A 9469-nucleotide genomic window follows, 5' to 3' on the forward strand; every position below is an offset into this window, starting at 1 on the left:
CCAGTCCTGCCGCGTCAGCAGCAGCAGCGAGGAGATCAATGTCCCGGCGTTGCCGATGCCGATCCACCAGACGTAATTGGCTATGGCGAAGCCCCAGACATTGGTCGTGTTGACGCCCCACGTGCCAACGCCCTCAACCGCCAGCGAAAGCAGGCCGGCAAGGGTCAGCGCCAGGAAGGGAAGGGTGAAGGCGACGGCGATCCACCAGCGCCGCCAGGATTTCCTGCCCAGCAGCGGCGCGGAAATGGCGTCGGTGATCTGCCGGTCGGTCGCGCCCAAGGGCAGCAGGCGGGATGGGGCCGAAGCCGGGGCAAGGCTCATTTTCCACCCCCTTCCATCTCTGGATTGGGGTTGCGGACGTCGGCGAGATAGGTGGTGCGTGGCTTGGTCCCTAGCTGGCCCAGCAAGGCAAAATGCCGAGGCTCTTGGCGCAGGCGCGAAACGGCGCTGTTCCTGTCGGCAAGATCGCAAAAATGGATGGCCCGTGTCGGGCAGGCGTCCTGGCACGCCGTCGTGACGTCGCCTTCGCGCAAGGGCCTTTGCTGCTTTTCGGCCTCGCGCCGTGCGCCGCTGATCCGCTGGACGCAATAGGTGCATTTTTCCATTACGCCGCGCGCCCGCACGGTCACGTCGGGATTGAAACGGGCGTGCATGATTTGGGCGCCGAGATCGGAAAAATCCTGGCCGTCGGCATAGCCGAAAAAATTGAACCGACGGACCTTGTAAGGGCAATTGGCCTGGCAAAAGCGCGTGCCGATGCAGCGATTGTAAACCTGCACATTGAGCCCCTCGCTGTCATGAACGGAGGCCTCGACGGGGCAGACCGGCTCGCAAGGCGCCTTCTCGCAATGCATGCAGGGCACCGGCTGGAAGCCGACCCGCCCGTCGGGCCCGCCCAATTCATAGGCGTCGATCCTCAGCCAGTGCATGTCGCGGTTGCGGGCGATTTCCTCCGGTCCGACGACAGGAACGTTGTTCTCGACCTGGCAGGCGACGACGCAGGCGTTGCAGCCGATGCAGGCGGCGGAGTCGATCACCATGGCCCAGCGCGCATCGGCCCGCGCGTAATCGTGCTCCGGATAAAGCGAGGGAGGGTCCGCCTGGCCAGCCGAGAGATCCGTGAATCGGTCGAGAGTTTCCGAGGGGAAAATATTTTCCCGGTCGCCATCGATCTCGAACTGTTTTTGCGTGGAAAGAAAGCCCGGTCCGCCGTCCTCCTTGCGCGCTTCGACGCCAGCGATGGACCACAGCGCCTCGGTGGAGCGCAGGGCGTAAGCGTTCGCTCCGATCCCGGTTCCGATATGGCCCGCCTGCGCTCGTCCGTGGCCGAGGTCGAGGCTCAGGACGCCCTCGGCGCAGCCGGAATCGATCCGCGCGGGCGCGACGATGGCGCGATCGCCCGTTGAAAGCCGAAGGCGGTCGCCGTTCGTAACGCCCACACGGTCGGCGTCGGCGGGGCTTATGCCAATCGAATTGCCCCAGACTTCCTTGGTCAGGGGTTTTGGGCATTCCTGCAGCCAGGCGTTATTGGCGAAGGAGCCGTCGTAAAGGTTCGGATCGGGCCGCACTCGCAGCGCGAAGCCGGAATCCGGCGGCGGCGGCTCGATTTTCGGCAAGGCGGGCTCGCCGGGATCGATCGCAACGGGCGCGCTTCCCGCGACGACGCCGTCGTGAAGGCCTTTGCGCCAGAACGCCTCGAAATCCGCGCCCTTCTCTGCGGACCAGGTTGCACGGACGAGATCGTAATCTTTTGCGTTGGCTTCTCCCGTGAACCACGCCAGCAACGCGCCGAGCGTGCGCGTGTCATAGAGCGGTTCGATCAGCGGCTGCGTGAAACTGGCCGTTCCCTCGACGCTGCGCAGGTCGCCCCAGGCTTCGAGCGGATGGGACTCGGGAACGTGCCAGCCGCAAAGGCTCGCGGTCTCGTCGAAATAAAGCCCGTGATGCAGGCTGAAGCGCGCCTTGCGGATCGCGTCGCGGATCGGGCTGTCGCCGGGCGCGTCATAGGCCGGGTTGCATCCACAAACCAGCAACGTGTCGACTTTGCCGGCGGCGAGATCGGCGGCCAGTTCCGCGAGGGTCGCCGCATCGCTCGATGGGTTGAAACAGGCGATAGGCGCCGCCAGCTTTTTGTTGATCCAATGCGTGAGCGCGTGAATGTCTGGCGGCTGGCTTGGCCCGGCCAGAACCAGCGCGTGGCCCGGATGGGCCGCAAGTTCGCGACCGATGGCGGCGATTTTCCGCTGGAGCGCGGCGGTTAGTTTTGGCTCGGGCAGCGGCGCCCCGAGGGCTCGCGCCAGCGCGACCGCCGCTGCCCCGACGTCTCCCGGCGAAAGGGTCACGACATGGTCGGCGTTGGCGCCTGTAAGGGTCGGCGCGGATTGCAGCGCATAAACCCGCGACATGCGCATCTCACCAGCCCGCATTCGCCGCCTTTGGGAAAATCCGCGCGCATGAAAAATCTGCGCGGGACCCGGACCCAGCGGGTCGGCGTCGAGCGTCGCCAATACCTCGACCTCGCCCAGTCGCGGCAGGAAGAAAAGAGGCTTGCCGAAAGCCAGCACCGATCCCTGGCGGGCGGCGCTATCTTCGAGCGGATCATGAATGTGCCAGCGAAAGTTTGAAGATTTCCGCCGCAATTCTTCGATCAGCCGCAGCAAGGTCGGCGAACTGATCGGACCCGTGAGCAGGCGAAACCCCGCTCCGCCCCGGATCGCATCGAGCCTCGGCCTGAGAGCGGCTTCGACCTCCTCCCAGGCGCAGAGGCCGCCATCCTGACGGCAGGCCTGCGAGCGGTCGGGATCGTAAAGCCCGAGCACGTCGGCTTCGGCGAAAACGTCGGTCGCGCCGAGGCTCGCCGGATGCAGGGGATTGCCGCTCACCTTGATCGGGCGTCCCTCCACGGAGCTGCACAGCACGCCGCGGCCATAGCCGCCAAGGGGCAAGGTCGTGGCGAATTGCAAGGGAACGCCCGGCGTCAGGCGCTCCGGCATGTGCACGTAAGGCAAAATATGTTCAGGCGGCTTGCCGCAACCGGCGACCAGAGCCGCCATGTTGGCGGCAAGAAGTTTCAGGGCGTTGCGGCGCGACAAGTCGGGGCTCATCGGTGGCACACCGAACAATCGGTCAGGTGATCGGTCGCGATCCCATATTGAGCCAGCAGTTCATGGCCGCGCTTCACCTGATCCGGGGGCGGCGCCCAGTTCAGGGCGAAGACTTCGGCTTGAGGACGCAAGTTCCCGGAGGGGTTGCGGTGGCAATCCAGGCACCAGCCCATCGTCAGCGGCGCGTGCTGGAGCATCAGCGGCATCCTGTCGACAGCGCCATGGCAGGTCGTGCAGCCCACGCCTTTGGCGATGTGGATGCTGTGATCGAAATAGACGTAATCGGGCAGAACGTGGACCCGACGCCACGAAACAGGCTTGTCGCTGACGAAGGACTCGCGCACGGGCGCCAACATCGACGCATTGGTCCAGATCTGTGAATGGCAAGTCATGCAGGTTTCGGTCGGGGGCAAGCCGGCAAAAGCGGCTTTTTCAACCCCGGTGTGGCAATAGCGGCAGTCTATGCCCAATTGCCCGGCGTGATGAGCGTGGCTGAAAGGCACAGGTTGTGTCACGACCTTGTCCTGGCCGGTCACGTAGGAGGATCTCACAAGGGCGTAGGCGAGGGCGACGAACAGAAACGGCGCAATCACCGCCGCGAGGAGCATTGAGCGGGTTATCGTGTCCCCTGCGGGCGAAAAAATTTGTGGCATTCTCGCTCCCGCCGCCTGAAGCCGCCGATACAGGAGACGAAAACGAATGAAAACAGAGACGGTTCCTCGCGGCCGCCAATGCGCGGGGTCCCCCTGGATCGAGGGAACGCGCGCTTACCCTTTCGCCACAAATATGCTTAGATTGACGCGGTGACTGGAATTTCGAAAATCGGCATGGATTCAGCGTATCGAATGCTCTTCGAGGCCGCGCCGCGCGCCTCGCTGGCCTTGCGCGCAGACGCCGGTTTCGAGGTGGTTTTCGTCAACCGGCGCTATTTGCAGGCGATCGGGGCGAAGCGCGAAAATCTGGTCGGGCGGCCGCTGTTCGAAGTTCTAAGCGAAAATCCCCGCGATCCGGCGGCAGGGGAGGCCGCCAATCTGCGCCTTTCGCTGGAGCGGGTCATGCGGAGCGCCTCGCCCGACGACATGGGGCTGCATGAAATTCGTGCGCCCGACGGCGACGGCGGCTATGAAACGCAGGTCTGGAAACGGGTCAATACGCCGGTGCTCGACGAAGATGGGCGATTGGCGTTCATCCTGCACGACATTGAAGACGTCACGGCGCTGGTTCCTCGCCGGGGCTCTGCTAGCTCGGCCCGTTCATTGGTGGCGATCGCCGACAGCGACGCTGCCTCGCGCGAAAAGCTTGACGTTCTGCTTCGCGAGGCGGGCTTCGACACAGTTCTGGCCGCCGACGCCGCCTCGGCCATGGAAGCCTGTCTCAACGCGTCGCCGGCCCTTCTTGTGATCGACGTGGCGGCGCCAGGGATCGGCGGACTCGAGATGACTCGCCGCTTGCGCGCCGATGAGCGCACGGCGACCTTGCCCATCATGCTTCTGGCCGAGCGCTCCAGCGAGAGCGTCCGCATCGATGGCTACGACGCCGGCGCCGACGAAATACTGGAAAAGCCCCATAGCGCTCGGGAGTTGATCGCCCGTATCGGCGCCTTAGTCAGGCTTTCGCGGGCTCGTGCGGAAATCGCCGGCCGGCAAAGGCGCATTGCCGTTCTGGCCCGGTTGGCGAGCGTCGTTGAAACCGCCATGGACGCGGTCATTTCCATCGACACGCAGCAAAAGATCACCTTGTTCAACGCCGCCGCCGAACAGATGTTTGGCTGCAAGGGGTTGGACGCCCTCGGCAAGCCGCTCGATATTTTCATCCCGCGGCGTTTTCGCTCCGCCCATGCGAACCATGTGGAAGCTTTTGCTCGAACGGGCGTGAGCGGCCGAACCATGGGTCGTTTGGGCGATCTGACGGCCCTTCGCGCTGATGGCCGGGAATTTCCGATCGAAGCCTCGATTTCGCAGGCGCGCGTCGATGGCGAAACTCTGTTCACCGTAATCCTGCGCGACATATCCGAGCGCAAGGCGGCGGCCGAGACCCAGCGCCTGCTGATTGGAGAACTCGACCACCGCGTCAAGAACACGCTCGCCATGGTGCAGGCTATCGCCAATCAGACCGCTAAAGCCTATTCCGATCCGCAAGTGTTCGTCGAAAATTTCAACGGGCGCGTCCGCGCCATGGCCGGCGCCCACACCTTGCTGACGCGCGCCGGATGGAAAGGCGCCGACCTCGGCGATCTGATTCGCGAACAATTGACCATGGGGCCGTTCGATTCCGATCAGCGCATCGTCTGCCAGGGGCCAGAAGTGTTTCTGTCGCCACAATTCGCCATGCACTTTGGCATGGTGCTCTATGAGCTTGGCGCCAACGCGCGCAAATATGGCGCACTGGCGAAGCCCGAGGGGCAGCTCGCCGTCCATTGGACCGTGTCACCCGCTGGCGCCGCCGAATTGCTGGAGTTCGAATGGGTCGAAAGCGGGGGACCGCCGATCGGCGAACCGATCCAAAAGCATTTTGGAACGCGACTGATCGAATCCAGTTTAACCCATTCCCTGCATGGGAAAGTCGAGCTTGATTTTGCTTCTGGAGGATTAGTCTGTAAAGTCAGCCTGCCCCTGCCTCAGAACGTTGCTTGACGGATCTTTTGGCGCCCGGAGGTGTGAATGTCGCGCATTCTGGTGATCGAAGATGAATTCCTTCTGGCCGCCCATATCGGCGGGATCCTGGAGGATGACGGTTTCGACGTGATCGGTCCCGTGGGGACGCTCGCCGAGGCGGTGAAGCTGGCGAAGGACGAGGAACTGCATGGCGCCCTGCTGGACGTGAACATCGTCGGCGGCCGGGTTGACGACGTCGCAGACATATTGGCCGATCGTGGCGTTCCGTTCGTTTTCGTCACCGGTTACGGCCGCGATCACCTGCCGCCCCATTTCCGCGACGCCTTCATCGTCAACAAGCCATTCGACGACAAGGATCTGCTCAGGCGTGTGCGCGGCTTCTCGGATCAGAAGCCCTGAGATTTTTGAAGAGCTTTCAAAGGACTTTTCGATGCGATTTGACCGATCCCGCCTCGCCGTCGCCGCGCTTTTCGGATTCGCTTCCGCCGCCATGATGGGATTGAGCGGCTCCGCTCGGGCCGAATCGCCCTGGCCGGCCAATGCGCGCGTCTATTTCATCGCGCCGTCCAATGGCGAGACCGTGACGGGAAAGGTGACCGTCAAGTTTGGTCTTTCGGGGATCGGGGTTGCCCCCGCGGGAGTTGAAAAGGCCAATACCGGCCATCATCACCTGCTGATCGACACGGATGCGCCAACCGGCGACAAATTGAACCTGCCCCTGCCGGTCGATGCGCATGTGCGTCATTTCGGCGGCGGCCAGACCGAGACGGTGCTGGAGCTTCCGCCTGGCCGCCACACTTTGCAACTCATCGTCGGCGACGCCAATCACGTTCCTCACGATCCGCCACTCGAATCGGACAAGATCGAAATCGACGTGAAATAGATTTCGGCGTCGCAGCTTGCGGCCGCTCAATTCGACGGCGGAGCCCAGGTTTGCGCGACGTTGATCAAATTCTGCGGCAGCACGCGGATCATGCCGCCTCGAGGGCTATCGATATCCGAGATCAGAAAAAAGGCGATGGATATCAGCAAGGGCGAAAACAGAAATAGCAGGGCGCCCGCCCGCCGGGCGTGAAAGCCGAGCAGCCAGTTGCAGCAGACCGCGACGGCCCCCATCAGAACCCACGCCGCCGCCGGGATGCGGTTCCACCACGCCGCCTGCGTATAGCCCTGGGCGTTGAGGACATCGTTCATGCCGGCGACGGCCAGGGCGAGCACGGGCGTCGGCTGCGCATTGGCGGCATTTTTGGCCACCGACCACAGGTCGGCCTGAAGGTTCGCGGTCTGGGCGTTTATTTGCGACAGCGGGTCCTTGTCGCGGGTCTCATAGAACAGGATTCGCTGATCGAGATATTCTTTGAGGAGGCCGCGCAGTTTTGCGGCGTCCGGCGCCGGCAGAAGGTCGGCGCGAACATATTCGGTGCCGATTGCATTGGCCTCAGCCTCTTCGTAACCCTTGCGCTGGTCGTATCGGGCGAGGGCCATGGAAAAGCTGAAGCCGATCAGCAGGCCCAGCAATGTGAGGCTGGCGGCGAGCACTTCTCCGAAATCTTCCCGTTCGTCGCCTTTCAGCACCCGAAACTTTTTATGCGCCAGATCGCCCAGATAGGCCGCGCTCCACAGCACGACGAAAGAGACAAGAAACACCATATAGGGGACATCGAACATTGCGATCACGCCGGGCGCATCATGGGCCAAGCTTCAGGATTAGCCCAAGTCTCCGGCCAAGCCAATGCGCCGGCGTGATTTCAGGCGAGATCCGAGGCCAGCGATTCGCTCGTTTCGTGCGAAAGCAGGACTTGCGCCTGATAGGACGGATGATCGACGCCGGCGCGGATCGGCGCCCCGGTCTGGGCGGCCGCGACCATTTCCGGCGTCAGTTCGAAGCGCAGAAAATGCACGGCGGAAGTTTTCACCTCGGTTTCCCGGTCGAGATCCTCATTGGCGATGGGGTGGATTTTGGTAAGCTCGCCGACCTGGATCCAGACCGCCTGTTCAAATCCCTTCAGCCGCGACAGAGCCAGCTTGCGCTCCTCTGCGTCGGGATATTCGATCATCAACGTGGCTTTCCAATTGGTCCCGTCCGGGATCAGCGGATTATAGACGTCGAGCTCTTCCTGTATTTTTTCCGGCTCGTACATCCGCTCCAGCCGAACCATTTCCTGCACCTGGTAACGCATGGTCAGTTCGTTCTCGAAATGCAGCGAGGCGTGGGCGCCGAGCGGCACGGTGCGGATTTTCTTCAAGGCGATCACCTTGGCGCGAAACGCCGGGCGCAGGCGGTGATATTCCTCCAGGCTGTAGAGTTTTTCCCGGGTCAGCATGGTCACACTCCATAGGCCTTGCGGAGCAGCGTGATCGGATGTTCCGGCTCCCCCTTGCCGCGCGCGCAGCCGATGTGATGGCCGGCCATGGCGCAGTCCGAGCCAAAATGGTCGGGATCGTTCTGGTTGACGCGGGCGACGACCGGCCTGACGATCTTCATCGCGAATTCATGGAACTCGGCCTTCACCGCATAGGTTCCGTCATGGCCCGAACAGCGCTCGATCAGGTCGATCTGCGTGTCGGGAACGAGCGACAGCGCCTCCTTGGTCTTAGGGCCGATGTTCTGCACGCGCTGGTGGCAGGCGGCGTGAAGTGAAACCTTGCCGAGCCCCTGTTTGAAATCGAGTTGCAGCTTGCCTTCCCGGTGGCGCAGCATCAGATATTCGAACGGATCGAAAAAGGCGTTTTTCACCTTCAGCACATCGGCGTCCCCGGGGAACATCAACGGCAGCTCCTGCTTGAACATCAGCACGCAGGAGGGGACGAGCGCGGTCAGATCCCAGCCCTCGTCGACGAGCTTGGCCAGCACCGGAATATTGAACTCCTTGGCGTGGCGCACGGCTTCCAGATCGCCCAGTTCGAGCTTGGGCATGCCGCAGCATTTTTCCTGTCGAGCGAGCGTGACCGGGATATTATTGTGCTGGAAGACGGCGACGAGATCCTCGCCCGGCCCCGGTTCGTTGCAATTCATGTAGCAGGTGGCGAACAGCGCCACCTTGCCCTTGGTCCGGCCGGCGGCTTCCCCTTGCGCCTCTCGCGGCAGATCGCGTAGCCGGCTGCGCAAGGTTTTCGAGGCATATTCAGGCAGCCAGGCGTCCGCGGCGATGCCGGCGACGTTCTCCATCGCCTGGCGCATCGGCTTGGACGAATTGATCGCGTTGACCACCGGCGCGATCACCGGCTTGGCGCAGAGGGCGCCCATCCTGTCGGTCGAGGTGAGCGCCTTGTCGCGCAGCTTGGTCTCGCCCTTCTGGAACGCGACGGCTTTTGCGCGCAGCATCAGGTGGGGGAAGTCGAGATTCCACTCGTGCGGCGGCGTATAGGGGCATTTGGTCATGTAGCAGAGGTCGCACAGATAGCACTGCTCGACGACTTTCGCGTAATCGGCCTTGGCGACGCCATCGACTTCCAGGCTTTCGGAATTATCGACCAGATCGAACAGGGCGGGAAAGGACTGGCACAGGCTGACGCAGCGCCGGCAGCCGTGGCAAATATCGAACACCCGCTCCATTTCCGTGTGGAGCGCCGTTTCGTCGTAAAATTGGGGATTAAGCCAGTCGAGCGGATGGCGCGTGGGCGCCTGCAGATTGCCTTCGCGAGGGGGAGGGGCCACGATCAACCCTTTCTACACCGAGCGATCTTGCCCGGAACCGGATCTTTAAGTTTTGCAAACCTTGTAGACTCGATCGCCGGCGCGGGCGCCGG

The 9469-nt window shown here is 62.8% G+C and carries 8 protein-coding genes and 1 pseudogene; 3 read left to right on the forward strand and 6 right to left on the reverse strand.

What is annotated here, in order from left to right; translation table 11 throughout:
* The 3 genes and pseudogenes from ACLP2E_RS20625 to ACLP2E_RS20635 form a co-directional block, all read right to left on the reverse strand.
* Positions 1 to 321, reverse strand: a pseudogene (locus tag ACLP2E_RS20625) (NrfD/PsrC family molybdoenzyme membrane anchor subunit); the annotation flags it as partial.
* Positions 318 to 3104 (reverse strand): 4Fe-4S dicluster domain-containing protein, encoded by a 2787-nt coding sequence (locus ACLP2E_RS20630; protein WP_442466968.1) that lies wholly within the window; start codon positions 3102 to 3104, stop codon positions 318 to 320. The gene ACLP2E_RS20630 and the pseudogene ACLP2E_RS20625, both read right to left, overlap by 4 nt.
* Entirely contained in the window at positions 3101 to 3757 is a 657-nt protein-coding gene (locus ACLP2E_RS20635) for a cytochrome c3 family protein (RefSeq protein ID WP_442466969.1), read from the reverse strand. The genes ACLP2E_RS20630 and ACLP2E_RS20635 overlap by 4 nt, the downstream gene beginning before the upstream one ends.
* Before the next feature lie 192 nt (positions 3758 to 3949).
* Here ACLP2E_RS20635 and ACLP2E_RS20640 point away from each other — a divergent pair, with 192 nt between their 5' ends.
* Genes ACLP2E_RS20640 through ACLP2E_RS20650 form a run of 3 tightly spaced genes read left to right on the forward strand, consistent with a single transcriptional unit; the run spans position 3950 to position 6602 of the window.
* Positions 3950 to 5737, forward strand: coding sequence for an HWE histidine kinase domain-containing protein (locus tag ACLP2E_RS20640; RefSeq protein ID WP_442466970.1), 1788 nt, complete (start codon positions 3950 to 3952; stop codon positions 5735 to 5737).
* Between the two features lie 27 nt (positions 5738 to 5764).
* The gene (locus ACLP2E_RS20645) at positions 5765 to 6118 is read left to right on the forward strand and encodes a response regulator (protein ID WP_442461684.1); all 354 of its coding nucleotides are present in this window, start codon (positions 5765 to 5767) and stop codon (positions 6116 to 6118) included.
* A gap of 31 nt (positions 6119 to 6149) precedes the next feature.
* The gene (locus ACLP2E_RS20650; RefSeq protein ID WP_442466971.1) at positions 6150 to 6602 is read left to right on the forward strand and encodes a DUF4399 domain-containing protein; all 453 of its coding nucleotides are present in this window, start codon (positions 6150 to 6152) and stop codon (positions 6600 to 6602) included.
* 26 nt (positions 6603 to 6628) lie between these two features.
* Here ACLP2E_RS20650 and ACLP2E_RS20655 read toward each other — a convergent pair whose 3' ends face one another.
* The 3 genes from ACLP2E_RS20655 to ACLP2E_RS20665 all read right to left on the reverse strand — a co-directional run bounded on the left by ACLP2E_RS20655 (position 6629) and on the right by ACLP2E_RS20665 (position 9377).
* Positions 6629 to 7387, reverse strand: a complete 759-nt coding sequence (locus tag ACLP2E_RS20655) for a bestrophin-like domain (protein WP_442466972.1) — start codon at positions 7385 to 7387, stop codon at positions 6629 to 6631.
* Positions 7388 to 7467: 80 nt separating this feature from the next.
* Positions 7468 to 8043, reverse strand: a complete 576-nt coding sequence (locus ACLP2E_RS20660; protein WP_442461687.1) for a DUF3501 family protein — start codon at positions 8041 to 8043, stop codon at positions 7468 to 7470.
* A gap of 2 nt (positions 8044 to 8045) precedes the next feature.
* Entirely contained in the window at positions 8046 to 9377 is a 1332-nt protein-coding gene (locus ACLP2E_RS20665) for a heterodisulfide reductase-related iron-sulfur binding cluster (RefSeq protein ID WP_442461688.1), read from the reverse strand.
* Positions 9378 to 9469: the final 92 nt, after the last annotated feature.

The sequence above is a fragment of the Rhodoblastus sp. genome (genome assembly GCF_052145335.1).
Classification (GTDB): Bacteria; Pseudomonadota; Alphaproteobacteria; order Rhizobiales; family Beijerinckiaceae; genus Rhodoblastus.

Excerpts from the sequence above, each read along its gene's own strand:
- ACLP2E_RS20645 (WP_442461684.1), top strand. The coding sequence starts at position 5,765 with ATGTCGCGCATTCTGGTGATCGAAGATGAATTCCTTCTGGCCGCCCAT.
- ACLP2E_RS20640 (WP_442466970.1), top strand. The coding sequence starts at position 3,950 with ATGCTCTTCGAGGCCGCGCCGCGCGCCTCGCTGGCCTTGCGCGCAGAC.
- ACLP2E_RS20655 (WP_442466972.1), bottom strand. The coding sequence starts at position 7,387 with ATGTTCGATGTCCCCTATATGGTGTTTCTTGTCTCTTTCGTCGTGCTG.
- ACLP2E_RS20635 (WP_442466969.1), bottom strand. The coding sequence starts at position 3,757 with ATGCCACAAATTTTTTCGCCCGCAGGGGACACGATAACCCGCTCAATG.
- ACLP2E_RS20650 (WP_442466971.1), top strand. The coding sequence starts at position 6,150 with ATGCGATTTGACCGATCCCGCCTCGCCGTCGCCGCGCTTTTCGGATTC.
- ACLP2E_RS20630 (WP_442466968.1), bottom strand. The coding sequence starts at position 3,104 with ATGAGCCCCGACTTGTCGCGCCGCAACGCCCTGAAACTTCTTGCCGCC.
- ACLP2E_RS20660 (WP_442461687.1), bottom strand. The coding sequence starts at position 8,043 with ATGCTGACCCGGGAAAAACTCTACAGCCTGGAGGAATATCACCGCCTG.